The sequence below is a fragment of the Nocardiopsis sp. MT53 genome (assembly GCF_019598965.1).
Taxonomy (GTDB): domain Bacteria; phylum Actinomycetota; class Actinomycetes; order Streptosporangiales; family Streptosporangiaceae; genus Nocardiopsis; species Nocardiopsis changdeensis.
The window spans coordinates 2,582,096-2,606,730 of sequence record NZ_CP080599.1 but is presented as its reverse complement, the minus strand read 5'-3'; the positions used below and the strand labels follow the sequence as shown (position 1 = coordinate 2,606,730).

24 protein-coding genes are annotated in these 24,635 nt (G+C 75.4%); 16 read left to right on the top strand and 8 right to left on the bottom strand.

From position 1 onward, the window contains the following. Positions 1-447: 447 nt before the first annotated feature. From K1J57_RS11540 to K1J57_RS11510, 7 genes are all read left to right on the top strand, one after another. Positions 448-1,101: a hypothetical protein gene (locus K1J57_RS11540; RefSeq protein WP_255646972.1), complete on the top strand. Its 654-nt coding sequence runs from the start codon at positions 448-450 to the stop codon at positions 1,099-1,101. Then, on the top strand, positions 1,098-2,576 hold the full coding sequence (locus K1J57_RS11535) for a bifunctional lysozyme/C40 family peptidase (protein WP_220564439.1): 1,479 nt from the start codon (positions 1,098-1,100) through the stop codon (positions 2,574-2,576). The genes K1J57_RS11540 and K1J57_RS11535 overlap by 4 nt, the downstream gene beginning before the upstream one ends. 52 nt (positions 2,577-2,628) lie before the next feature. Next, on the top strand, positions 2,629-3,024 hold the full coding sequence (locus tag K1J57_RS11530) for a hypothetical protein (protein ID WP_220564438.1): 396 nt from the start codon (positions 2,629-2,631) through the stop codon (positions 3,022-3,024). 114 nt (positions 3,025-3,138) lie between these two features. Beyond that, complete coding sequence (locus K1J57_RS11525; protein WP_220565464.1) at positions 3,139-4,110, top strand: MoxR family ATPase; 972 nt, start codon at positions 3,139-3,141, stop codon at positions 4,108-4,110. After that, entirely contained in the window at positions 4,110-5,237 is a 1,128-nt protein-coding gene (locus K1J57_RS11520; RefSeq protein WP_220564437.1) for a DUF58 domain-containing protein, read from the top strand. Before K1J57_RS11525 ends, K1J57_RS11520 begins: the two co-directional genes overlap by 1 nt. Further along, entirely contained in the window at positions 5,225-7,480 is a 2,256-nt protein-coding gene (locus tag K1J57_RS11515) for a transglutaminase domain-containing protein (RefSeq protein WP_220564436.1), read from the top strand. The genes K1J57_RS11520 and K1J57_RS11515 overlap by 13 nt, the downstream gene beginning before the upstream one ends. A gap of 55 nt (positions 7,481-7,535) precedes the next feature. Then, positions 7,536-9,812 carry a hypothetical protein gene (locus tag K1J57_RS11510; RefSeq protein ID WP_220564435.1) on the top strand — a complete coding sequence of 759 codons (2,277 nt, stop codon included), beginning with the start codon at positions 7,536-7,538 and terminating at the stop codon, positions 9,810-9,812. A 3-nt stretch (positions 9,813-9,815) separates the two neighbouring features. Here the strand turns inward: K1J57_RS11510 and K1J57_RS11505 are convergent, their stop codons facing one another. The 4 genes from K1J57_RS11505 to K1J57_RS11490 all read right to left on the bottom strand — a co-directional run bounded on the left by K1J57_RS11505 (position 9,816) and on the right by K1J57_RS11490 (position 14,915). Continuing rightward, entirely contained in the window at positions 9,816-10,244 is a 429-nt protein-coding gene (locus K1J57_RS11505; RefSeq protein WP_220564434.1) for a spore-associated protein, read from the bottom strand. Beyond that, the gene (locus tag K1J57_RS11500) at positions 10,244-12,553 is read right to left on the bottom strand and encodes a fibronectin type III domain-containing protein (RefSeq protein WP_220564433.1); all 2,310 of its coding nucleotides are present in this window, start codon (positions 12,551-12,553) and stop codon (positions 10,244-10,246) included. The genes K1J57_RS11505 and K1J57_RS11500 overlap by 1 nt, the downstream gene beginning before the upstream one ends. A gap of 162 nt (positions 12,554-12,715) precedes the next feature. Further along, positions 12,716-14,182, bottom strand: a complete 1,467-nt coding sequence (locus K1J57_RS11495; protein ID WP_220564432.1) for a PQQ-binding-like beta-propeller repeat protein — start codon at positions 14,180-14,182, stop codon at positions 12,716-12,718. 112 nt (positions 14,183-14,294) lie between these two features. Beyond that, entirely contained in the window at positions 14,295-14,915 is a 621-nt protein-coding gene (locus K1J57_RS11490) for a YigZ family protein (RefSeq protein ID WP_220564431.1), read from the bottom strand. 92 nt (positions 14,916-15,007) lie between these two features. Between K1J57_RS11490 and K1J57_RS11485 the strand changes: the two genes are divergently transcribed. The 3 genes from K1J57_RS11485 to K1J57_RS11475 all read left to right on the top strand — a co-directional run bounded on the left by K1J57_RS11485 (position 15,008) and on the right by K1J57_RS11475 (position 16,870). Further along, on the top strand, positions 15,008-15,673 hold the full coding sequence (locus K1J57_RS11485) for a metalloregulator ArsR/SmtB family transcription factor (protein ID WP_220564430.1): 666 nt from the start codon (positions 15,008-15,010) through the stop codon (positions 15,671-15,673). A 33-nt stretch (positions 15,674-15,706) separates the two neighbouring features. Further along, positions 15,707-16,174 carry a DUF3291 domain-containing protein gene (locus K1J57_RS11480; protein WP_220564429.1) on the top strand — a complete coding sequence of 156 codons (468 nt, stop codon included), beginning with the start codon at positions 15,707-15,709 and terminating at the stop codon, positions 16,172-16,174. Positions 16,175-16,252: 78 nt separating this feature from the next. After that, complete coding sequence (locus tag K1J57_RS11475) at positions 16,253-16,870, top strand: superoxide dismutase family protein (RefSeq protein ID WP_220564428.1); 618 nt, start codon at positions 16,253-16,255, stop codon at positions 16,868-16,870. A gap of 231 nt (positions 16,871-17,101) precedes the next feature. Here the strand turns inward: K1J57_RS11475 and K1J57_RS11470 are convergent, their stop codons facing one another. Together K1J57_RS11470 and K1J57_RS11465 are read right to left on the bottom strand one after the other, a co-directional pair. Next, positions 17,102-17,821 (bottom strand): YidC/Oxa1 family membrane protein insertase, encoded by a 720-nt coding sequence (locus tag K1J57_RS11470; RefSeq protein WP_220564427.1) that lies wholly within the window; start codon positions 17,819-17,821, stop codon positions 17,102-17,104. Between the two features lie 103 nt (positions 17,822-17,924). After that, positions 17,925-18,203 carry a DUF6412 domain-containing protein gene (locus tag K1J57_RS11465; protein ID WP_370634647.1) on the bottom strand — a complete coding sequence of 93 codons (279 nt, stop codon included), beginning with the start codon at positions 18,201-18,203 and terminating at the stop codon, positions 17,925-17,927. Positions 18,204-18,431: 228 nt separating this feature from the next. Here K1J57_RS11465 and K1J57_RS11460 point away from each other — a divergent pair, with 228 nt between their 5' ends. Continuing rightward, a complete protein-coding gene (locus K1J57_RS11460; RefSeq protein ID WP_220564426.1) occupies positions 18,432-18,749 on the top strand; it encodes a hypothetical protein in 318 nt (105 codons plus the stop codon). Here the strand turns inward: K1J57_RS11460 and K1J57_RS11455 are convergent. After that, positions 18,739-19,680: a sugar kinase gene (locus K1J57_RS11455; protein WP_220564425.1), complete on the bottom strand. Its 942-nt coding sequence runs from the start codon at positions 19,678-19,680 to the stop codon at positions 18,739-18,741. The genes K1J57_RS11460 and K1J57_RS11455 overlap by 11 nt on opposite strands. Then, a complete protein-coding gene (locus tag K1J57_RS11450; RefSeq protein ID WP_220564424.1) occupies positions 19,677-21,296 on the bottom strand; it encodes an amidohydrolase family protein in 1,620 nt (539 codons plus the stop codon). The genes K1J57_RS11455 and K1J57_RS11450 overlap by 4 nt, the downstream gene beginning before the upstream one ends. Positions 21,297-21,561: 265 nt before the next feature. On the opposite strand from K1J57_RS11450, the gene K1J57_RS11445 reads away from it, so the two are divergent. From K1J57_RS11445 to K1J57_RS11425, 5 genes are all read left to right on the top strand, one after another. Continuing rightward, positions 21,562-21,942 (top strand): RidA family protein, encoded by a 381-nt coding sequence (locus K1J57_RS11445; protein WP_220564423.1) that lies wholly within the window; start codon positions 21,562-21,564, stop codon positions 21,940-21,942. Between the two features lie 877 nt (positions 21,943-22,819). Beyond that, entirely contained in the window at positions 22,820-23,125 is a 306-nt protein-coding gene (locus tag K1J57_RS11440; RefSeq protein ID WP_220564422.1) for a gas vesicle protein, read from the top strand. A gap of 65 nt (positions 23,126-23,190) precedes the next feature. Beyond that, positions 23,191-23,613 (top strand): gas vesicle protein GvpJ, encoded by a 423-nt coding sequence (gene gvpJ / locus K1J57_RS11435; RefSeq protein WP_220564421.1) that lies wholly within the window; start codon positions 23,191-23,193, stop codon positions 23,611-23,613. After that, positions 23,610-24,362: a GvpL/GvpF family gas vesicle protein gene (locus K1J57_RS11430; RefSeq protein WP_220564420.1), complete on the top strand. Its 753-nt coding sequence runs from the start codon at positions 23,610-23,612 to the stop codon at positions 24,360-24,362. The genes gvpJ and K1J57_RS11430 overlap by 4 nt, the downstream gene beginning before the upstream one ends. A gap of 12 nt (positions 24,363-24,374) precedes the next feature. Continuing rightward, positions 24,375-24,632 carry a gas vesicle protein GvpG gene (locus tag K1J57_RS11425; RefSeq protein WP_220564419.1) on the top strand — a complete coding sequence of 86 codons (258 nt, stop codon included), beginning with the start codon at positions 24,375-24,377 and terminating at the stop codon, positions 24,630-24,632. Positions 24,633-24,635 lie beyond the last annotated feature (3 nt).

Sequence of the window (24,635 nt, the reverse complement as noted above, 5' to 3'; positions counted from 1 at the left end):
ACGGGTCCGACGGGGTTCGGAGAACGTCCCGTCACTCGGAGCCTCGCCATTCGCGACGTCCGAAAATCGGAGTCCGCGGACAGGAGATAACGGACGGTGATGCCGCTGGGCCGGGGCGGGGGTCGAACAGCAGGCCATATATACCGCAAAGACATAAAACCCCTCAAGTGACCAGTGTCACATTCGTCACTTTGAGCAATGGACCGCATGGACTCTCCGTCGACAATGCGAAAAAGATGGACTTTTTCTCGGTCACCATGCGGAATTCGGAAACTCCGAAGTGTGATCGCGCTTGGTCGACCCCCGCCTTTCGCCAGGAGATCCATTCGGGACTTCTTGCCCGCGAACAATGGAACACTCAAGGGTTTATCTAAAAGTTATCCTCGTTCACGCTGCGTCACCATATCCGGACGCCTTAATCCATTGCCGTACCGGAACGCCCTCTGTATGGATGTACCGGATGTCCAGGAGCGGAACGGCGGGTCCAGCATGAGCGACTTCACCAGCGGTTCACGCGAGAAAACGATCGTGATCGCGATCATCGCGGCCCTGGTCGTCGCCCTCGTCCTGCTGTTCCGGCAGCTCTCGGGCGGTTCCGACGCCGAGGAGCCCGACCCCGGGCCCGGAGCGGAGGCCCCGGCGACGCAGGCCCCCGGCGAGCCCGTGGACGACGTCCTGGCGCTCATGCCCCATTCCGAGGACGAGCTCCGCGCCGGCGCCGAGAGCGCTCGGAGCTTCGTCGCCGCCTACACCGAGGTCCGCCCGGAGGAGACCGACGAGGAGCGCCTCGCCCGGCTCTCGCCCCTGGTGTCCGAGGAGTTCTTCGGAGCCGTGGAGGCCCTCGTCCTGGGCGCCCCCACCAGCGCCGTCCCCCAGGGGGACCCCCAGGCGCTGCGGTCGGACGCGGTGGTCACCGGCATCCGCAACATCGGGGAGGGATCGGTGATCTTCGAGGTGGAGGCGCGGTTCATGACCGACACCGGGGACGACGGGGGGAACGAGCCCGTGTCGTACGCGGTCACCATGGTCCCCGAGGAAGGGGGGTGGGCCGTGTACGCCTTCCAGGGAGCCGCCGTCGGGGACATCGCGGAGACCGGATGAGCACCCGCGCGCGTACACGGGCGAAGGCGCTGTGGTCCCGGCTGGTCGCCCTCGTCCTGCCCCCGGGCGGACGCGACGGCGACCGGGGGTCGGTCGCCCTGCCGCAGGGCGGCGGGGCCGCCCGGGTGGGCGGGGGCGTCACCGCGCTCGCCGTCATGGGGGGCATCGCCTACGCCGCCACGATGTGCGGCCCCACGGGCGCCACCGCGAGCGGCTTCACCGGGGCGGACCAGGGGGGCGGCGGGGTCGTCCACGCCTCCACGACGGGGTCGTCGCAGAAGACCATCACCATCAGCGCGCACGGGGAGCCCGGCTCCTCGACCAAGACCGTCCGCGTCGACATCCCCGAGAACATCCTGCGCATGCACCGGACCGCGGCGGAGGCGTACGACCTCCCCTGGGAGCTGATGGCCGCCATCGGGGCCATCGAGACCCAGAACGGCGCCTACGTCTCCACCGACCCGAACTGGCACTCCGGCCTGGTCGAGGGGCAGCGCAACCCCTACGGGGCGGCCGGGATCGTCCAGTTCGGCGTCAAGGACCCGGTGACCGGGCAGGTCGGCGGCCGGCTCGGCAGCGCGGGCAACGCGTGGGGCGGCGAGCCCAAGGAACCGGTCTCGGCGCGCGTCCCCTACGACCACGAGGTCGGCGCGATGCCGTCGAACCCCCGGTACTTCGGCATCGACGGCAACGACGACGGCATGGTCAACGTCTGGGACCCGTGGGACAACATCACCTCCGGGGCCTTCCGCATCGCCTACTACGCCCGCCAGGCCGAGCAGAAGGGCTCATCCTCCGTCTGCGGGCGGAGCGACCTGACCCCCATGCAGTGCACGGTCTTCCGGCACAACCCCGCCAAGTGGTACGTCGACCAGGTCTTCGAGGTCGCCGAGTACTACCAGAACTCGGGGATCGCCCCGACCTCCCCCTCCCTGAACATCGTCCAGGCGTCCTCGGGCTCCTCCGACCGGGAGTGCGAGGGCGGGGGCGGCGCCACGCAGGCGGCGTTCCTCGGCGACGTCGGCGAGGCCCACCGGACGGCGGTGGAGTTCGCCCGGGCCCAGCTCGGCAAACCCTACGTCTGGGGCGGCCGGGGCCCCGACTCCTTCGACTGCTCCGGGCTCACCCAGGGGGCGTGGCGGGCGGCCGGGGTGCAGATCCCCTGGGTGACGACCACCCAGTGGAACCCGGACCATCCGGACTACCGGGGAGGGACGGCCGAGCGCGTCCAGGAGGGCAGCCTGGACGTCTCCGTCCTCCAGCCCGGCGACCTGCTCTTCTTCCACACCAACCCGGGCGCGGCCAGCCCCTCCCATGTCGGCATCTACGCCGGCGGGGGCATGATGGTCCATGCGGCGAACTCCCGCAAACCCATCGAAGAGGTCTCCCTGGACTCGCAGTACTACCGCTCCTCCTACATCGGCGCCGTGCGGATCACCCCGGACGGCGACGGACCGGACTCCATGCAGGTGTGACCCCCCGCCCCCGCTCCCCGCAACCGCACCCGATCACAAAGGACGATCCGCCATGGCCTTCTTCGTACCCCTCCTCGCCGCCGCGGGCGGCACCGCCCTGCGGGCCGCCGGCGGCCGCGCCCTGAGCTTCCTCGGCAGCCGGGGGGCGAGCTGGCTCGCCGCCCGCGGCGGCTGGGGCGGCCTGGCGAAGGGCATCGGCAGCGGCGCGCTCGGCTTCGGCCTGGGCGCCCTCAAGCTCGGAGCGAGCGCCCTGCCCGCCATGGCGGGTATGGCCATGAGCGCCGGGGCCACCGTGCTGGGCGCGGCCGGGGCCGCCCTCGGCGGCGCCACCAGCCTGCTCGGCATGCTGGCGAGCGCCTTCGAGGGCGCGGGGTCGGGACAGTCGTACGGCATGTCGGGGCCGGCGCTGAGAGGCAAGGGCAAGGGGGCCACACCACTGCACGCCTGAATCCGGCCCCGGCGCGCCCGCGCCGGGGCCGACACCTCCGCCTCCCTCCCTCACCACCCCGGAAACCGCACTGTGAACACGCACGCCGCCACGGCCCCCGCCCTCCCGCTGACCATGGACGACGCGGTCATCCGCGCCGACCTGTTCGACGGTGTCGCCGCCTCGGTCGAGACCGCCCTGCTGGGCAAGTCCGAGGTCGTGCGCCTGGCCCTGGTCGCCATGCTGTGCCAGGGGCACGTCCTGCTGGAGGACGTGCCCGGCACCGGCAAAACCACGCTGGCCCGCGCCGTCGCCGCCGTCGCGGGCGGCGACTGGCGCCGCGTCCAGTTCACCCCCGACCTGCTGCCCTCCGACGTCACCGGCGTGACGATCTTCAACCAGGCCACCCGGGAGTTCGAGTTCCGGCCCGGCCCGGTCTTCGCCAACGTCGTCGTCGCCGACGAGATCAACCGGGCCTCGCCCAAGACGCAGTCGGCCCTGCTGGAGGTCATGGAGGAGCAGGCGGTCACCGTGGACGGCGAGCGGTACGCGGTGCCCTCCCCGTTCCTGGTCGTGGCCACCCAGAACCCCGTGGAGATGTCGGGCACCTACCGGCTGCCCGAGGCCCAGCTGGACCGCTTCCTCATGCGCCTCTCCCTGGGCTACGCCGACCCTGCCGCGGAGATCGCCATCATGCGCGGGGAGACGCTGACCTCCCCGGACGACCTGAAGCCCGTCCTGAGCGCGGAGGAGGCGGAGCTGCTGCGCGGGGACGCGCGGCGGGTGTTCGTCCACGACTCGATCTACGAGTACATCCTGCGCGTCGCCCACGCCACCCGCGACCGCGCGGAGCTGAGCGTGGGCCTGTCCACCCGGTCCACGGTGGCGATGGCGCGGACTGCGAAGATGTTCGCGCTCGCCTCCGGGCGCCCCTACGTGGAGCCCGAGGACGTCAAGTACCTGGCCCGCCCGGTCTGGGCGCACCGGCTGGTCCCCTCCCCGGAGGCGTCGATCGGCGGCCGGGGCGGCGCCGACGTGCTGGAGGAGATCCTCCGCGACACCCCCGCGCCCACGCCCGGCCGTCCCGCGGGCCCGGCGGCCGGCTGATGCCGACAGCACGGGGCCTGGCCGTCGCCGGGACCGGTGTCCTGCTGCTCGTGCTCGGCGTCCTGTCCGAGTACCAGGAGCTGGCCCTGCTCGGCGGCGTGGCCGTGGCGGCGGTCGTCCTGGCCGTGGTCGCGGTGGGGCGGCCGGCGGCCGTGGCCGTCGAGCGCTCCCCCTCCGCGGTCCGCACGTCCCCCGGCGCCGCCGTGGACGTGCGGCTCTCCCTGCGCAACACCGGGCGGCGGGCCGTCCGCGCCGCCGACCGCGTGGGCGGCCACCGGGGCGAGCGGCCGGTGCGGCCGCAGCGGCTGGCGGGGCGGGCCGCCGCCGAGGTCCACTACCGGTTCCGGCCCGGCCGCCGCGGCCTCGTCCGGCTGGGCCCGCTGCGCGCGGGCCGCTCGGACCCGCTGGGGCTGGCCGCGGCGTACCGCGACCACGGGGACACGGACCTGGTCTGGGTCCACCCCCGGTGGGAGCCGCTCGGCTCGGTGCCGGTGGGCCGGCGCGCCGACCCCGACGGCGAGGCCGACGGGGCGCCCTCCGGGGCCCTGACCTTCCACACCCTGCGCGACCACGTCCCCGGGGACGACCTGCGGCACGTCCACTGGCGCAGCTCGGCCCGGCTGGACCGGCTCGTGGTGCGGGAGTACATCGACGTCTCCCAGCCGCGGCTGCACGTCATCGTCGACGACCGGCCCGCCCCGGGCGGCGAGGACGCGCTCGACGAGGTGGCGAGCGTGGCCGCCTCCCTGGTGGGGACGGGGGTGGGCGCGTCCATGCACTGCGAGCTGTGGCTGGTGAGCGGCCGGGGGCGCGACTCCGCCGGCGGGCTGCCGCCGATGCTCGACCTGCTCGCCGAGGCGGTCCCCTCCCCGGACGCCGACCTGGAGGGCGCCCTGCGCCTGGCCCGGTCCCGGCCGGCCGGGGACACCGCGATCCTGGTGGGGGGCGCGCTCGGCACCGCCGACCTGCGGTCGTTCGGCCGGCTGGAGCACCACTACTCCTCCCTGGTCGCGATCTCCCTCGGAGCGGCGGAGCGGCCGGCGGCGCCGCCGTCGGTGACCCTGCTCTGCGCCGGGGACGCGCGCGGTTTCGCGGAACGCTGGAACGGAGCCCCATGGTCACGCTGACGCGCGAGCGCGCGGACGCCTCCCCCGGCGGGACCGGCGGGGGGCGCGCGGTCCCGCGGACGCTCCTGGCGGCCGCGGGCCTGGTCCTGGCCTCCTCCGCCGGAGGCGTGGCGCTCGCCCCCGGGTACGCGACGCCCCTGCCGGTGCAGGTGGTGCTGCCGGCGTGCGCGCTGCTCGCGGTGCTGGTGACGCTGGCGGCCCGGGCCCGGCTGCGCCCGTCCCTGGTGGTCCCGGCCGGGCTCCCGCTGCCGCTGGCGGCGGTCGTCGTCTGCGCCGTCCTGCTCCCGGGCCAGGGGACGGGCGTGGTCGACTCCACGGTCGAGGCGCTGGTCCACTCCGGCGCCCGGATCCTGACCAGTGCCGCTCCCACGCCGCTCAGCGTGGACACGCTCACGGCTCCGCTGCTGGCCACCTGGCTCGCCGGGGTCGGCTCGGTGCTGCTCTGGCACGGGCGGCGGCCCGCGCTGGCGATCCTGCCGGGGCTGCTGTGGCTGGTGGGCGCGGTGGTGCTCAACGGGCCGGTGGCCCCGCCCGGGTTCCCCTCGATCGGGCTCGTGGCGGTGGCCGCGGTGCTGCTGATGTCCGCGGTCTCCGCCGAACGCCCGCCGCCGGGGGCGGACGGTCCGACGGCCGCCGACCTGGTGGTCGAGGACGGCGGCCCGGAGGGGGCGGCGCCGGGCGGGCGGGCCGGCCGGTTCCTGACGACGGTGCTCGTCACCGTCCTGGCGGCCGCCGTCACGGTGTTCGGCGGCCCGGTGCTCCTCGCGGACTGGGAGGCCCGGCCGCGCGACCCGCGCGAGGCCCTCACCCCGCCACTGGCCCCCGAGGCCGCCCTGAACCCGCTCGGCCACCTCTCCGAGTGGGCCGCCGCCCCGGACGACCCGCTGCTGACGGTGCGGTCCGAGGAGCCCGTCGAACTGCGCTGGGTCGCCCTGGCGGACTTCACCGGCACGACGTGGCTGCCGGAGGGGGGCTACCGGGCCGCCGGAGAGGTGCTCCCCGCGCCGGTGCCCGCGCCGCCGCACGCCGTCCGCGGCAGCGCGGAGGTGGCCGTGGGCGAGGAACTGCCCGGCGGGTGGGTCCCGGTCGTCGGGGCCCCGCGCACGATCGACCTGCCCTCCGTGGGCCACGACGCCCGGTCGGGGGTGGTGGTGCTCCGGGAGGGCCCGGTCGCGGGCACGGAGTACACGGTCACCGGGGACGTGGGCGACTGGCGGCCCGCCGAGCTGGAGACGGCGCACGTCCCGGCGGGCCCGGAGTTCGACCGGTACCGGGAGCTGCCCCCGGGGGCTCCCCCGGTCCTGAACGACGTGGTCGCCGCGGTCTCCGGCCAGGGGCCGCCCTACGAGCGGGCCCGGCTCATCGCCGAGTACCTGCGCGAGTCGCACCACTTCTCCGCCGAGTCCCCGGGCGGCCACGGGTACGCCCACGTCGCGCGGGTGCTGGCGCCGCCCGGGGAGCAGGGCGGCGGGGGGACCTCCGAGCAGTTCGCCAGCGCCTTCGCCCTGCTGGCCAGGGCCGCCGGGCTGCCGAGCCGGGTCGTCGTCGGCTTCGGCCCGGGGGACGGCGCCGAGGGCGGCGCGCGCACGGTGCGCACCGGCGACGCCGTCGCGTGGGGCGAGGTGTACTTCGAGGGCTTCGGCTGGGTGCCCTTCTCCGTGACCCCCGGCGAGGAGGGCGAGGAGGCCCCCGAGGAGACGTCCGCCGGCACCGCCGGCGACGAGGACGGCCCGGAGGCGGAGAGCCAGGGGGCGCAGGGCGGCGGGGCCCAGGGGTCGCAGGAGCGGCCGCCGGAGCGCGAGGACGCGTGGACCCGGCCCGCGCTGTTCGCGGGCACCGCGCTGCTCGCGGCGGCGGTGGCGGTCCCGGCGGCGCGGCTGGCCCGGAGGTGGCTGCGGCTGCGGACCGGGTCCCCCGAGCGCCGGGTGCTGGGCGCCTGGTGGGAGCTGCGGGACACGCTGCGCCAGTGCGGGGCGCCGCTCCCGGCCGGACGGACGGTGGGCGAGACCCTCGCCGCCGTTGACGGCCTGCTCCCCGCGGGGGCGGGCGTCGGGCTGGACCGGCTGGGCCGGGCGGTGAACTGGATCGGGTTCGCCGAGAACGCCCGGGTGAGCCGGGAGGCGGCGGCCGAGGCCGCCGCCGCGGTGCGGCGGTGCTCGTCCGGGCTGCGCCGGACCCGCGGCCGGGCGCGGCGGGCGCTGTGGTGGTTCGACCCCCGGCCGCTGTTCTGGCGGGCCCGGTGAGCGCCGCCGCGGTAGGGGGCTTCGTGGATGGACCGGCCGTGAGGAGGTACGGGCGATGGACCGGATGACGTCCGGCGGGAGCCTCGTGGAGGGGTTCCACTCCCTGGAGGTGCTGCACCGGGGTGCGGCCGCCACCGTCTACCGGGCCGTCCCGGACGGCGGCGGCGACCCGGTCGTCCTCAAGGTGGCGCGCACGGCCGGCGCCGCGCCGGAGCGGGCGCGGGTGCCGGAGGACGTGCCCGGGGCGGTGCGGGTGCTGGCCGCCGGGAGCACGCGGTCGGGGCGGCCCTTCGTCGCCATGCCCCTGTACGGGGACGGCGACTACGCGGGGGTGCTGGACCGCCGCCACCCGCTCCCCCTGCCGGAGGTCGCCCGGGTCGGGGCGGTCGTGGCCGGGGCGCTGGAGGCGCTGCACGCGGCCGGGCTGGCGCACCACGCCGTGGAGCCCTCGCACGTCCTGCTCGGCGGCGGGGAGGTCGCGCTCACCGGCCTGGACCGAGTGCTGCCGCTGAGGACACCCGGGCCCGCGCCGGACGTCGCCGCCCTGCCCCACACCCCGCCGGAGGCGGTGGACGGCCGGGCGGCGACCCCGGCCTCCGACGTGTACCGGCTGGCCGCCACGCTGTGGACGCTGCTGGCCGGGCGCCCGCCGTTCGCCGACGGCCCCGCGGACCTGTTCTCGCTCCGGGAGCGGGTGCTCGCCGAGGTGCTGCCGCCGCCGCGCGCGGACCTGCCCGGCGCGTGGTGGTCGGTGCTGTCGCGCGGCCTGGCCAAGGACCCCGCCCTGCGCCACCCCGACGCGGCCGCCTTCGCCGCCGCCCTCCGAGCCGCCACCCCAGGCGCGGTGCCGACCCCGCCCGCACCGCCCGTCCCCGAAGCCCCACCCGCGACGCCCGCGACCCCCGTGGCCCCTGCGGAGCCCGCGCACCCTGCGATGCCTGCGCCACCTGTGACACCCGGGGCCCCTCCGGCCTCTCTGGCCTCTGCGGCGCCCACGACAGAGGGCCAGCCCGCAGAGGCAGCCGCGACCCCCGGCACACCTGTGCCCCCTGCGACACACGTGACCCCTGTGAAGGAGGACCCCTCCGAGGTCGAGGCGACGCATGCAGAGGCAGCATCGGCCCCGAACCCGGCGTCCGCGCCCCCTGGTGCCCCTGCGGTACCCGCAGAGAAGACGGTGCCCCTTACGGAGGCGGCGGCCTCAGACGTGACGCCCGCGATGCCTGCGGCGCCTGTGACGCCCGGGGTCTCTGTGGCCTCTGCGGCACCCACGACGGAGGACCCGCCCGCAGAGGAGGCGGCGGTCCCGGACACCGCGCCCGCGATGCCTGTGACGCCCGGGGCCCCTGCGGCGTCTGTGGAGCAGGCGATGCCTGCGGGGACAGCGGCTCCCGTAAGCCCTACGGCGTCCGCCGGGGAAGTGCCGGGGGTGCCGCCTGTGGTGGAGGCGCCCGGGGAGGCGCCCCCGGCTGCGGCGGAGCCGCCGGTCGGGCCCGGGCCGCGCACCGACCCCGCTCCCCCTCCGGTGGAGCCCCCTGCCCCCGCGAGGCCGACGACCATCCCCGCGACGCCCATCCCCCGGCCACCGGCCCCGGGTACGCCCTCCCAGACCCGGAGCGGCGCCGTGGAGCCGACCGCCACGGCGCCCCTCCCGGCGAAGACGGACCCCGTGCCCCGGGACCCCTGGCACGGCATCGTCGACCAGACCCCATCGACGCCCCCCGTCGTCGCCCGACAGGCACCGCCGCCGCCCGGCGGGCAGCCCTCGGGCGGCGCCCCGCGTGACCCCTGGCACGGCCTGCTGGAGCCGGGCACCCCCGGCGCCGGCCCGCGACCGGAGCCGGACGAGGGCGCACCGCGCTGGGGCGCGCTCCGGATCGTGGTCGCGGCGGCGTCGGTCCTCGTCATCGTCCTGGGCGTGGCGACCTTCCTCAACCCGGGCCCGGTGGCGGCGGTGCTGGGCGCGGTGGGCCTCATGTCCCGCGAGGAGACACCCCCTCCGGGGGCCGAGCTGCCGGAGGCCTCGGAGGTCCCCGGCGCCGCCATCGACCCGGAGTCGGCACCCGCGGACGTGGCCCTGGAGGACTCCGGCGAGGCCGTGGTGCTGACCTGGACGGCGGCCCCCGGCGCGGAGTCCGCCCCCCATCACGTCGTGGGCGGCCCCGCGGGCGACACCCCAGCCTCGCTCGCCGACGCGGTGGCGGGCACGGCCGAGGCCCGGGTGGAGGGGCTCGACCCGGAGACGGAGTACTGCTTCATCGTCATCGCCGTCCTGGGCGCGGACACCATCGCCCACTCCGAGGAGGTCTGCACCGAGCGCGGCGCGGGCTGAGGGTCAGCTGCCGCAGTTGGTGCCCCAGACGGTGTGGGACCGACCGCCGGAGGAGCCGGTGACGTCGACGCAGACGCCCTTGGCCCGCACGTACACCGGGCCGGTGACCCCGTTCCCGGTGCTCCACTGCGCCCCGGCGCCGCCCGAGACGCGCAGGCCGATGTCCACGGCGCCGGAGCCGACGGTCACGGCGCAGTTCTGGCCGAGGTTGCCCTCGTAGAAGAGGTACATCGTCCCGCCACCGCCGGGAATGGACCTGGGCCATCCGGCGGCGTTCTGTGTGTACGTCAACGCCCCCTCCGCACTCCCCGAGTTGCAGATGGCGACCGGGTCGGCCGCCTGTACGGCCGAGGTCGGGGACAGCAGCACCGCCGCGACGGCGGCCACCAGGACCCCGGCCCAGGAGGCGCGGGTCCTCGTTCGACGACGCATCACCGGAACTCCCTTTCGCATCTGGAGGGACCGCTGGTCGAGGACTGCGCGACCGTGCCGTCCTCCGCCACCGCGACCACGGTGAACCCGTAGCAGCGCCCGGTCGACCCGCGGGCCATGGTGTGGGACACCGATCCGCCCCCGGCGGAGGACCCGGCCACCGTCACCGGCTGGAGCGCACCGTCGCCGCGCGGCGTGATCGTGTACCGCGCCGCGCCCTCGACCGCGGTCCAGGTGACGGTCACGTTGCCGCCCGAGACGGTGTGGCTGACGCTCGCGGGAGCGCCCAGCTCCGGCTTGGGCATGGTGAGCGGCTCGCTGCTCGTCGAGCCGCCGCTCACCCCGCCCTCGGTCCGCGCGGTGACGGTGAAGGTGTAGGTCCCGCCCGGCGTCAGCCCGGAGACGTCCGCGGACGTCCCGGTGGAGGTGCGGTCGGCCGGGTCCGCGCCCGAAGCCGCGTCGATGGTCAGCAGGTAGTCGTGCGCACCGTCCACCGCCTCCCAGGAGACCGTGGCGCTCCCGCCCCCGGTGGCCGTGGCCGTCACGGAGCCGGGGGCGCCCGGTGCCCGCTCGCCGGGGGTGACCTCGGTGCTCTGCGCCGCCGGGCCGGGCCCGTTGGCGTTGGCGGCCCGGACACGGAACCGGTAGGTGGTGCCGTTGACCAGGTCGGAGATCTCGGCGGAGAGCTCGTCGCCGCCGACGGTCAGCTCGCCGTCGTCCCAGGTGATCAGGTACTCCTCCACCGGCGCGTCCGGGGAGTAGGCCTCCGGCCAGCTCAGGGAGACGGAGCCGTCGCCCGCGGTGGCGGTCACCGGGGTGGGGGCGCCGGGCGGCGCGCCCTCGGGCTCCTCCGGCTCCTCGGGGTCGGGGCTGGGGTCGGAGCTCGGGACGGGCGGAAGCGGCTCTCCGGGGCCGTCCCCCTCGCCCGCGCCGTCGCCCTCGCCGCGGCCGCCCTGGCCGTCGCCGGACTCGTCGCCGGGGCCGGGGAGGTCCGGCAGGTCCGCCGGTCCGTCGTCGCCGGGCTCGTCGGCGGCCTGGCCGGTCCCGGGGTCCGTGCCGGGCTGGTCGTCGGGCTCGCCGGTGTCGCCGGCGTCGGGGGAGCCGGGCGCCGGGGCGCCGTCCTCCTCGTCGCCGGGGCCGGGCGGCGGGTCGGACTTGTCGACGATGGTGGCCGTGCCGTCGGGGTCGACGACCGCGGCGGTCCCGGTGCGGGGCGAGTTGATGAACAGGCGCCCCTCCCGGACCTCCAGCTCCAGCGGCCCCTCGGCCTCGGGCAGGGTGACCGGGTTGAGTTCTCCGCCCTCGGCGTCGAAGACCCGCACCGTGCCCTCGCCGGCGAACGGCACGTAGACGCGCCCCTCGTAGGCGACGGCGGCGCCGGCGTCCTCGCCGACCGGGAAGTGCGCGACCCCGGCCGCGCCGTGCGGGTCGGTCACCGTGAGGACCTCTCCGGCGCCGGGCAGGGACACGGCGACCAGGTCGCCGCGGGTCCGCGCGGGCAGTTCGGCGTCCTCCAGCGGCACCGGGGAGTCGACGGCCTCCGTCTCGCCGCCCGCGTCCAGGGTGACGAGGCGGTCCCCGGTCCGGTCGACCGCGAGCGCCCCCTCGTCCAGGACCGTGAGGGCGAGGTCGGCGCCGGGTTCGGCGACGGCGGCGGTCCGCTCGATGACCGCCTCGTCCTCGGGGATCTCCACGCCCACGACGGTGCCCTGGGAGGGCGCCCCCAGCCAGAGCGTCCCCTCGTCGTCGAAGGCCCCGCCGACCAGCGGTGCCGGGATCTTCAGCGTCTCCCCCGTGGGCTGGAGGGTGGCGGGGTCGACCGCCTTCACCTCGCCGGAGGCCCGGTCGATCACCGCGGCCGCGTCCTCGCCGAGCACCAGGTCGAAGTCGCCGGAGCCCAGTTCGAGGACGCCGGAGAAGCCCATCCGGCGCAGGTCCACCGAGGTGACCTTGCCGGTGACGGGGTCGTAGAGGAGCAGGTAGTCGTCGTTCTGGACGACGCGGACGTCGGTGCCCGCCGACTCGGGCAGGCCCGCGACCAGGTCGACCTCGCCGCTGTTGCCGTTGACGCGGGCGGCCTCGCCGAGGGGGCTGGTCCACAGCCACACGGCGCCGTCGGACATCTCGTCGGCGCGGCCGAGGGCTCCGGTGCCCAGGACGGTGCTGACCAGGGCTGCGGTGAGGAGGACGACCGTCAGTCCGGAGGCGTTGGCGCGGGCCCGGTTCCGGAGGGAGCCGAACAGGCGGGCCGCGCGGCCCTGGCGGGCGGGGCGTCCGGGGGGCGCGGTGGGTTCGGTGGAGGGGGCCACGATGCTGCTCTCCCTCTGACGGGGTGGCGCGTGCGGGCGGGCACCGAGAAGGGGCCGGGGTCGGGGGGTCGGCACGGGGCACGGGCCGAGCAGAGGACAGGCAATTGTCTACCAGCCCCCGGGAAACCCGTCAATGCGGAATTCCCACCACGAACCGCACCGTCAGCTCGCGTCGTCGCCGGGGGACTCGGAGGGGCTCGCGGACTCCTCCGGCTCCTCCTGTGGGGGCGGCCCGTAGACGAAGCGCTGGCGGCCCTGGACGAGGATGGCGTGCCCGCCCTCGGTGACGGCCTCGACGTGGGCGTCCAGGTCGTCGGCGGCCACGTCCATGTCGAGGGCGTCCAGCACCACCTGGGAGTCGGATTCCCCGCCGCGGTCGGAGCCGTAGACGAACCCGGCGTGGGCGAAGGCCGGGGAGAACGCGCCGTCCTCCTCCTCCAGGCCCCACAGCACCTCTCCGGCGGCCAGGTCGACGGCGACGGCGGTGGCCGTGCCGCTGGCCTGGGGCAGCAGGAAGGTGCCGGTGGCGGTGTCGTAGAGGCCGCCCGCGGGCCCGGCCGGGTCGTAGGCGCCGCCGACGGGGTTGGGGCCGGGCTCCTCCAGGGTCCACAGCAGAGCGCCGTCGGCCGGGTCGTGGGCGGAGAGCACCGAGGGGGACTCGGCACTGCTCCAGCGCACCAGCAGGACGTCGTCGCCGGGCTCGCCGGCCTCCTCCCCGTCCCCGGTGGCGTCCTCCTCCGGGGCGGGCAGCGGGAACAGGCCCAGCACGTGCGGGACGGGCAGGGGGGCGAGGTCGGCCAGCCCCAGGTCGTCGTCGGACCCGGCGTCCAGGGTCCACAGCTCCCCGCCGGGCTCGTCGGGGTCGAGGGAGCGGGCGTGCAGGGCGCCGCCGCCGGAGTCGAGCAGGACGGCCCCGTCCCAGGCGGTGACGGGCACGCCGAGCCCCTGGGGCTCCTCGCCGGGCTCCCGCGCGGCCTCGTCCCCGTCCGCGGACCCGTCCTCCCCGGCGCCGTCGGAGGGCTCGTCGGAGGGCTCCTCCGGCGGGGCGGCGAACTCGTAGGTCCACAGCTCCCCGCCGTCGGCGTCCAGGACCGTGTACTCCCCGTAGGGCTCCTCCGCCGACCACTCGGCGGGGCGGCGCACGCCGATCCCGTCCAGGTAGAGGTCGCCCTCCTCGGCGGGCTCCCACAGGACGCCGCCCCCGGCGTCCAGGACGAAGGGGCGGTCCCCGTCGGACATCAGCAGCACCGGGTCGCCGTCCAGGTCGGCGTCGAAGCCGCGGAAGCGCGCCTCGCCCTCCCACAGGTCGGCGCCGGTGGCGGCGTCCTGGAGCAGGTGGCGGTCCTCGCCCCCGGAGCTGACCAGGAAGGCGTCGCCGACGGGGCTGATCCGCACGCCCAGCGGGTCGGCGAAGATCTCGTGGACGTCGGCGCCGTCACCGTGCAGGACCCGCAGCACCTCGCCCTCGATGCCGGGCGGGGCCTGGCCCTCGAACGCCGTGGGCACCGGCGCGGGCTCGCTCTCCTGCCCGGACGGCCCGGGGCCGGGGTCGGGGTCGCCGCTGCACGCCGCGAGCAACAGGACCGCGAGGCCGCAGGTGAGGGCCCCAGGCGCCCGTGAGCTGCGCATGAACGGTTTCTCCCCACGAACGATGACGTTTACGGCAAATCCTAAGCCGGGTGTCGGCGTGCCGATACACACGGCCACCGGTCGTTACGCCGCCGTGAACCGGGCCGTCCGCTCAGGGCTCCACGTCCACGACGGTGCTGCCGCGCACCTCCGCCTCGGCCCTCCCGCCGGTGAGCTCGGCGAGGAGGACCTCGAACTCCGGGAGCTCCGCCTCCGGCAGGGCCACCTCGACGCGCACCCGGGCCCCGTAGTCGACCTCGCGGACGTGGAAGCGGGAGTCGCGCAGGTCGCTCTCCAGCCGCCCGCCGATCACGTAGTCGGCGAACACGTCCACGAGGAGCAGGCGGCGGCGCTCCAGCACCCCGACGGCGTCGATCGCGGCGGACACGGCGTTGCCGTAGGCGCGGATCAGGCCGCCCGCGCCGAGCTTGACGCCCCCGTAGTAGCGGGTGACGACGGCGACGGTGTCGGTCATCCCCCGGTGGCGCAGCACCTCCAGCATGGGCACGCCCGCGGTGCCGGCGGGCTCGCCGTCGTCGCTGGAGCGCTGGATCCCGCCGTCCTCGCCGAGGATGTACGCGGTGCAGTTGTGGGTCGCGCTCCAGTGCTCCCTGCGCCGCCGGGCGATGAACTCCCGGGCGGCCTCCTCGTCGGCCACGCGGGCCAGGGCGCAGAGGAAGCGGGAGCGCTTGATCTCCAGCTCGTGCTCGCCGTCGCGTCTGATCGTTCGCATGTCGCCTGTTCGGACGGGGTCTGGTGGGCCCGTCCAGTGTCCCACCCGCCTCCGCGCCCGCCGCACCCGCGGCGGGCGCGGACAATGGGGGCATGGACGACTCCTCGATCGACGCCGCCGGGGCCCTGGCCGACCCGCTGCGGCGCAGGCTGTACGAGTTCGTGGTGGAGTCGGGCGGCGAGGTGGGCCGGGCCGAGGCCGCGCAGGCGCTCGGCATCCAGCGGACGCTGGCCGCGCACCACCTGGACCGGCTGGCCGAGGCGGGGCTGCTGGAGACCGCGCACCGGCGGCTGAACGGCCGGGAGGGGCCGGGGGCGGGGCGTCCGGCCAAGCTGTACCGGCGGGCCGACCGGGAGCTGTCGGTGCACCTGCCTCCGCGCGACTACGGGCTGGCGGCGCGGGTGCTGGCGGAGGCGGTGGAGCGGCACGGCGCGGAGGAGGCGCTGCACGCGGCCGCGCGCGAGGAGGGGCGGCGGATCGCCCGGGGATCGGCCGCGGAGTCCCTGGAGGGGCTACTGCGCGAGCGCGGCTACGAGCCGGAGGAGGTGCCGGGCGGGGAGCCCGGGGAGAGCTGCCTGCGGTTGCGCAACTGCCCGTTCCACGCGCTGGCGCGGGACTTCCCGCCGCTGGCCTGCGGTCTGAACCTGGAACTGCTGCGGGGGGTGCTGGAGGCGGCCGGGGAGGACGGCGGCCGGGCCCGACTGGACCCGGCGGCGGGCCGGTGCTGTGTGGTCATCTCTAAAAACAAAAAAGATTGACATAGAAGCCGGGGCCGTGGTCCGATACCTCGCATGAGCGACCCCCGCCCCGGCCACCAGCTGGCCCAGTTCAACATCGGCCGCCTGAAGGCCCCCCTCTCCGACCCCTCCATGGAGGGGTTCACCTCACAGATCGAACCGGTCAACCTGATGGCCGAGAAGGCCCCCGGCTTCGTGTGGCGCCTGATCGAGGAGGGCAAGGAGGACGCGACCGGCCTGCGCCCGTTCGGGGACTCCTACCTGGTCAACTACTCGGTGTGGGAGGACCTGGAGACCCTGTGGGACTTCACCTACCGGACCGACCACCTCGAACTGCTGCGCGGGCGGCGGGAGTGGTTCGAGCGGTCGGAGGGCCCGCACCTGGTGCTGTGGTGGATTCCGAGCGGTACGATCCCGAGTGTCGAGGAGGCCGGGAGGCGTCTCGACCTGTTGCGCGAACACGGCCCCTCCCCCGAGGCCTTCACTCTCAGGACGCATTTCCCTCCCCCCGCGACACCCTGAATCCGCACTCAAAGCGATGAATCCATTGCTTTGGGTAACCTTGCGGACGACCGTCGAGAAACCACCGGGAGTTCCGTCATGCGCACGCCACCGCTCACCGCCGGGGCCCTGGCCCTGACCGCGCTGCTCGCCACCGGCTGCTCCGGGGGCTCAGACGAGGGCGGGGCCGACTCCCCGCAGAGCCCGGCAGGCGTCCAGCCCACCGCCTCCCCCAGCGTCACCGCCGGGATCTTCATGGTCCCCGGGGAGAGCCGGGCCGCCATCACCTACGACGAGACCGCCGTGCCCGAGGGCGCCACCTCCGACGTCCAGGTGCGCACCCAGGAGGGCACGACGTTCGTTCAGTTCACCGGCACCGGGCTGGAGGCCGACCGCGACTTCGGCGCGCACGTGCACACCCGGCCGTGCGGGGAGAAGCCCGAGGACGCCGGGCCGCACTACCAGAACGAGCAGGACCCGGCCGCCGACGCGGAGACCCCCTCCACCGACCCGGCCTACGCCAACCCCGAGAACGAGATCTGGCTGGACTTCACCACCGACTCCGCCGGGGCCGGCACGGCCAGCGCCACCGTGCCGTGGGAGTTCCGCGAGGGCGAGGCCAACTCCCTGGTGCTGCACGAGCGGCACACCGCGACGGAGCACGGCGAGGCGGGCACCGCGGGCGACCGCCTCGCCTGCGTCAGCGTCGCGTTCTAGGCCGTGCCCTCCTGAGCCCCCGCTGCGCCGCGGCCCGCCGGGCGCCCCGCCGGCCCCCGATGGCACAGGGGGGCATTCGGAGCACGGGCCCCGGCCCCCGGGCCCGTCCGGCGGGTCGTTCCGCCTGGCGGCCCCGGGCCGACCCGCGCCCGTCGCCTCGCGGGAGACCGCCCGTGCTCCTTCGGCGCAGGCGCCGAACCGCGGGGGCTTCCGCCGGACGGGCCCCGGTTCCTAGCGGGCGGCGGGGACGGTGGGCTCGGGGAGCACCCGGCGCAGCAGCAGCCGCTCGCCGAGCGCCCACGCGCCCGAGGCCAGCAGGTACAGGCCCGCGGCCAGCGGCACGAACACCGCGACGACCACCGTCATGAACGGCAGGTACGAGATCGGGCCGCGGGCCATGCGCTCGGCCTCGGGGGTGACGGCGGGCATCGGGAGGTACCGGCGCGAGGCCCACGCCACCAGCGCCAGCAGGGCCAGCAGCGAGCCGAAGACCAGGGCGCCCGGCCCGCCCGCCGCCACCGGGGTGGCGCTCAGCGCCACCCCGGCCAGGGTGTGCTCCAACAGCCCGCCGCCGCCGGGGCCCTGGCCGATGAACACCCCGTACAGGGCGATGACCACGGGCAGCTGCGCCAGCGAGGGCAGGCAGCCCGCCAGCGGCGAGGTGCCCGCCTCGGCGTAGAGCTTCTGCTGGGCGGCCACCATCTTCTGCGGGTCGTCGCGGTGCCGGGCCGTGATCTCGGCGATCCGGGGCGCCAGGCGCGTCCGGACCTTCTCGGCGCGCACCTGCATCACCCCCAGGGGCAGGAGCAGCAGGCGGACGGCGACGGTCAGGCCGACCACGGCCAGCGCCGCGGCGGGTTCGCCCGCCAGGGGTGTGAAGAAGGCGGTGAGGGCGGTCAGGACCGCGGTGAGCAGGGACATGACGGCCGAGATCGGCCACACGGAGTACACGGTGGAAAGGACCCTTCGTCCGGGGTGGAGAATGCGGACGTCGGGCCGCCCGGGGACGCCGAAGGGGCGTTCGGGAACGACGGGATCGGGTGTCGGGCGGCCGCTACCGGGCCGCGCCGGGCGCTCTGGGACGCGGTCTGCCCGCCGCGTCGGGGTCGCGCAGGGTCGGCACCGCCGACCGCTCCGAGCGGCGGCGCATCGCGCCCGTCCGCCCGGCCGTGGTGTCGCCCGCCGGGACCGCCGCGGGGCCGTACGCCAGGTACCAGACGACGGCGGCGGCGCCCACCGCGGCGAACAGCAGCGCCATGGGGGCGGAGGGCAGGGCGTCGGGTCCGGGGCCGATGAAGAGGAGTTCGGCGAGGAACAGCAGCAGAGCGTGCACCGCGTCCCCTCCCCGTGTCACCGGCCGTATCACGGCAAATCCTATCCGGCCCCGGCTTGTCCGTCGACGGATGCGGTCCCACACGGAGAAATCCGCCGACACTCCGGCCGCGCTCCCCTCGTTCGCCGCACGCGTGTAGCTAAATGACCCCTGTAGACACGTGACAGAGCGTGATCAGGACCTCGTCGGGCGGCACGCCGGACGAGGCCGGCCGTGAAGGGGAGCCCCGTGCCGATTCGCCCCGCGAACCTCGCCACCATGTCCGCCACCATCGCCGGAGCCATCGCAGGGCTGTCCAGCCGGGAGGACCAGGCGCCCCCGGTGAAGATCACCTTCGAGTCCGGCTTCCAGCAGACGGTGGAGCAGGGCGGCTGCCGCGCGCTCAAGACCGGCCAGGGCGGGGTCACCGCGATCGCCACCGAGGCCAAGGTCAAGTTCGCGCTGTTCGCCGGGACCAGCTGCCAGGGCAGCCGCGCGCTCGCCTCCGGGCACGGCAGCGTGAGCTTCGGCGACCCCGTCCTGGCGGGCGCCATCGTCATCGGCTGACGGGACCGCCCTCCCGGATCTCCGCGACGCTCCGGGGCGGGTCCTCCAGGGTGTCGCCGCGCGAGCGCAGCACCTCCCCCGCCACCGCGTGCCCCAGGCGCAGGCGGCTCCGCACGGGCAGGCCGTCCAGCAGCCCGGACAGGAACCCGGCGGCGAACGCGTCGCCCGCGCCCACGGCCTCCACCACGTCCACCTCCGGGGACGGCTCGAACACCGCGTCGGCGCCGGAGAAGCAGGTAGCGCCGTGCTCGGCGTCCTTGACCACCAGGGTCGGGACCTCCGGCAGCACCGCGCGCACGTCCTCCGCGGTGGGCGTGCCCCACAGGCGTTCGGCCTCGTCCCGGCCGACGAACACGACGTCGGCGCGCCGGGCCAGGTCCAGCAGGATGTGGGCGGCGGCCCGGGCGGGCCACAGCGCGGGCCGGTGGTTGACGTCGAAGGAGCGCAGGGCGCCGGCGTCGGAGTGCCCGGTCAGCAGGTGCTCGACCAGGGCCGCGGCCTGGGCGGACAGCGCCGGGGTGATCCCGGACAGGTGGACCAGCCGGGCCCCGAACGACCACACCCGGTCGGCGTCGACGGCGGACAGCGCAGAGGCGGCCGAGGAGGAGCGGTAGTACAGGACCCCGGCGCCGCCGGGCGCGGTGTCCTTGACGTACAGGCCGGTGGGGCGCCCGGGGTCCACGGTCACACCGCTCACGTCCACGCCCCGTTCGGCGACGGCGTCGGTGACGATCCGGCCGAAGGGGTCGTCGCCCACCCGGCTCACCCAGGCGGCGGTGTGCCCCAGGCGGGCCAGGGCGACGGCGACGTTGGACTCCGCGCCGCCGGTGCCCAGGGTCAGGCTCGCTCCGGCGGCGAGCGGCTCGGCGCTGTGCAGCACCGCCATGGTCTCGCCGACGCAGACCGCGTCGGGCCGGGTGGGTGTGCTCATCGCCGTTCCCTTCGGACGGAGCGGCCGGGCAGGCGGTCGGTCCGCCGCCCGTCGCGGACGGTGAACTCCCCGGCGACCAGGACGTGCTCGATGCCGATCGGGGGGAGCCGGGGTTCGTCGTAGGTGGCGCGGGCGTCGACGGTGTCGGGGTCGAACACCACCAGGTCGGCCACGGCGCCGAGCTGGACCACGCCGCGGTCGGCCAGGCCCAGCCGGCGCGCGGGGCGCGAGGTGAGGTGGCGGACGCACTCCTCCAGGCCGAGCACCCCGAGTTCGCGCACGTAGTGGCCGAGGTAGCGGGGGAAGGTGCCCCAGCCGCGCGGGTGGGGCTTGGCGCCGACCAGGATGCCGTCGCTGCCGGCGGTGTGGGAGCTGTGCCGCATGATGGTGCGGATGTTCTCCTCGTTGCCGACCTGGAGCAGGCAGCCGCTGCGGAGCTCGTCCGCGATGAGCAGCTCCATGTACAGGTCGCCCGCCTCGCGGCCGCGGCGGGCGGCCAGCTCGGCGACGGACGCGCCGACCGCCCAGGAGAGGCCGGGGTCGGCGGTGCCGGTGACCACGATCGCGGACCAGTCCATGGGGACGCCGTGGTTGCCGTCCGTGCCCTCCACCTCGATCTCGTGGAGGATGCGGGCGCGGGTGGCCGGGTCGCGCAGGCGCTCCAGGGTGGCGGCGGTGCCGCCGGTCTGCGCCCAGCTGGGCAGCGGTGCGCCCAGGTAGGTGGCGCTGGCCCGGTAGGGGTAGGAGTCGAGCGTGACGTCGAGGCCGTGGCGGACGGTGGCCTCGTCGATGGCGTCCAGGACCTCGGGCGCCCGGCCCCGGTTCTGCGGGAAGTTGACGTGGCAGTGCGCCAGGTGCAGGGCCACCTGGGCGCGCCGGGCGACGTCCAGGCACTCCTGGTAGGACTCCACCACGCGGGAGCCGTAGTTGCGGTGGTGGGGGCAGTAGTAGCCGCCCGCCTCGCGGACGGGGGCCAGCAGCGCGACGATCTCGTCGTCGGTGGCGTACATGCCGGGGGTGTAGGTGAGCCCGGAGGAGAGCCCGTGCGCGCCGTCGGCCATGCCGGCGGCGACGATGGCGCGCATGCGGTCGAGCTCCGCCCCGGTGGGCGCGCGGTCCTCGCCGCCCAGGACGGCCATGCGGACGTTGCCCTGCGGGACCAGGTGGGCGACGTTGACGGGCGCCCCGGCGTCGACCCGGTCGAGGTAGCCGCCGATGCCGCGCCAGGCGTGGTCCAGGTCGGGGGTGCCGTTCCAGCCCGCGAGCTGGGCGCGCAGCTCCTCGACGGTGTCGTCGGTGACGGGGGCGTAGCCCAGGCCGTCCTGCCCGACGACCTCCAGGGTGACGCCCTGGAGGACCTTGGCCTCGTGCCCGGGGTCGGCCAGCACGGCGAGGTCGGAGTGGGAGTGCATGTCGATGAACCCGGGTGCCAGCACGCGCCCCGAGATGTCGACGACCTCGGCGGGTCCGCCGCCGGTGCCGGTCATCCGCCGGCCGGCGCCGGGTGGGACGATGTGGGCGATGCGGTCGCCGCGCAGCACGACGTCGGCGGGCCTGGAGGGTCCGCCGGTGCCGTCGACCACCCGTCCCCCGGCCAATACGGTCTCGGGCTGCACTGTGTCCTCCACTCAGGGGGTCGGGTCACCGCTCGGGGGACCGACCGGCCGGGTGTGTCGTCGACCGGATGTCGGTGAGGCCAAGATACGCTTCCGGGAACAAAATCGGTAACTTTGTTGCCAATAAGCGTGATCCAGGCCGCCCCGCCGCTCGACGTGTGCACCGGTGTGCGCATTCGCATGTGCATCCGTAAGCACGTCGGTACAGGCATTATCGACGAGGCGGGCCCGGCACGCGAGACCCGCGACCACAAGGAGACCACGGATGTCCAAGAAGGCGGTCCGTACGGACAACGCCCCCGCCCCCGCCGGCGCCTACAGCCAGGGGATCGTCGCGGGCGGGTTCCTCTTCACCGCGGGCTTCGGCCCGCAGGACCCGGCGACCGGCGAGGTCGCCCCGACCGTCGGGGAGCAGACCGCGCAGGTCCTGGCCAACATCTCCGCCGTGCTGGCCGAGCACGGCCTGACCCTCGACGACGTCGTCAAGACCACGGTGCACCTGGAGCACCTCAAGCGCGACTTCGCCGAGTACAACGCGGTGTACGAGCAGCACTTCAGCGCCCCCTACCCGGTGCGCACCACCGTGGGCTCCGACCTCGCCGACATCCTGGTGGAGATCGACGTCGTCGCCAAGCTCCGCGACTAGCGCCCGTGCGGGGCGGCGCCCCCGGCGGGGGCGCCGCCCCGATGCGTTCCCGGGCCCGTCCCGGGGGCCCCGCGGGCCCGGCTGCGCTCCGGGCCCGCCCGCCGATCCCGCCGCCCCTCCCCGCGGGCACCGTGCCCGCCTCCCCCGCACCCGCTCCCTCCCGCACCCCCGAAGGCGCACGCGGCCCTGCGGCCACCCGGACCGCCCCGGTCCCGTCTCCCCCGCGCCCCTCGCCTCCGCTCCCGCAGCACACAAGCACCCCCGACCCCACAGCCCACAGACGCCCCGGTCGAACGACCCGCAGACGCACCCGCTCCCGCGATCCACAAGTACGCCCGGACCGCCCCTCCCCGCGGGCGCCGTGCCCGCCTCCCCCGCACCCGCTCCCTCCCGTGCCCCCGAAAGCGCACGCGGCCCTGCGGCCACCCGGACCGCCCCGGTTCCGTCTCCCCCGCACCCCTCGCCTCCGCTCCCGCAGCACACAAGCACCCCCGGCCCCACAGCCCACAGGCGCACCCACTCCCGCGATCCACAGGCACGCCCGGACCGCCCACGTTCCCGCCGCCCCACCTCCGTCCCCGCAGCACACAAGCACCTCCGCTCCCGCGGCCCACAGACGCCCCGGTCGAACGGCCCGTAAGCGCGCCCGGTCCGGCGGCGCGCAGACACCCCCGCTGCCGCGGTTCGCAGGCGTGCCCGGTCCGGCGCGGACCGGCCGACGGACCCCTCCCGCGCCGCCGCGCGCCCGGGAAAAGCGAATCCGCCGCATCGGTGACCCACCTTTGACCTGGGAGATGTTTGGCTTGAGCCATTGGGGCTAGTCGGCGGAGAACACGCCATGGCAGGGAAAAGTCGGTAATGGGCCGACAGGAGATCCATGAGTCAGGACGGCAGGGACCAGGAGTCGTCCTCGCGCACGGAAGGGCGGAAGTCGATGATGCGTCGCCTGCGCGAGGCCCAGGAGCAGTTCGAGGAACTCACCGGACTGGAGGTCGAAGGCGTCTCCGGCTTCGAGTCGTCCGACGACGGCTGGGTTCTGACCTTCGAGGTCGTCGAGTTGCGCCGGATCCCCGACACGGTGAGCCTCCTGGCCACGTACTCCGTCCGGATCGATTCGGACGGAGAGCTCCAGGGCTACCGGCGCACCGAGCGCTACACCCGGGGCCGGTCCGACGGCCGCTGAGGCCGGGGGGACGGGACGAGCGCGTCCGACCAGACGGAAGAACCGTACGGAAAGGGGAGATTCCGATGACGGTGGTGCAGCAGTCAGGTGGAGGGGGCCGCAGCTCGGGCAACCTTTACGAGGTCTTGGACCTCATCTTGGACAAGGGGCTGGTGATCGACGTGTTCGCCAGGGTCTCGCTCGTGGGCATCGAACTGCTCACGGTGGACGTGCGGATCGTGGTGGCCAGCGTCGACACCTACCTGCGCTTCGCGGAGGCGTGCAACCGGCTGGACCTCACCAGCAGTGGTGGCGCGGGCCTGCCCGACCTGGTCAACGGAGGCATGGAGAAGGGCGCCCGCAGCAAGTCCAAGGGCGCGATCGCCGGTGCGGCCGAGGCCATCTCCGACTCCTTCTCCAGCGGGAAGTCGGACGAGAAGGAGAAGGAGAAGCAGCCCGCCCGTTCCTCGCGCCGCCGCACCTCGGCCAAGAAGGAGGAAGAGGAGTGAGCACCTACGTCTACGGGATCGTCCGCGACAGGGACGACCTCGACGGAATGAAGCTGAGCGGCGTGGGCGAGGAGGGGGCCCCGGTCCGCTTCGTCCGCGGCAGCGGCCTGGCCGCCGCCGTCAGCGACGCGCCCGAGGGGCTCCGGGCGAAGCGGCGGGACCTCACCGCCCACCAGAACGTGCTCCAGGACCTGGCCGAGGCGGGCGCCGTCCTGCCCCTGCGCTTCGGCTCCCTGAGCGAGGACGACGATGCGGTGGCCGCGGAGCTCGCCCGCTCCGCGGACCACTACTCCGAACTGCTCGACCGGCTCCGGGACCGGGTGGAGTTCAACGTCAAGGCCGAGCACGTCGAGGAGGCCGTCCTGGCCGAGGCGCTGCGCGGCGACGCGGGCCTGCGGGCCGAGAACGAGGCCCTCCGCGAGGCCGGGGGCGGGAGCCCCGCCGAGCGCATGGCCTTCGGCGAACGGGTCCACCACGCGGTGGAGGAGCTGCGCCGCAGGGACGCCGCCGTGCTGCGGCCGCTCCAGGGCTTCGCCGACGGCGTCGGCGAGGGCGAGCCCGTGGGGGCGTCCTTCGTGAACACCTCCTTCCTCGTCCCCCGGGACCGCGTCGAGGGCTTCCTGAAGGAGGCGGCGCGGCTCCAGCAGGAGGCGGGCTCCTCCATGGAGATCCGGGTCAACGGCCCCCTGCCCCCGTACAGCTTCGTGACCCCTCCTCCGAACCGGCCGTCGGGGCCCGACGGCCCCTGACCGAGGAGCGCCATGGGAATTCTCAGTGCCATCCTCAGCGCCCCCCTGGCTCCCGTCCGTTTCGTGGACTGGACGATGCACCAGGTGGTGGGCGCGGCGGAGCGGGAGGCGTACGACCCGGCCCGTATCCGCTCCGAGCTCGCGGAGCTGTCCGACCGCCTCGACCGCGGTGAGATCTCCGAGAGCGATTTCGACCGGGCCGAGGACGAACTGCTGGACCGGCTGGAAGAGGCCGAGGAGTTCCAGCGGGGAACGACGAGAGACCAGTGAGGT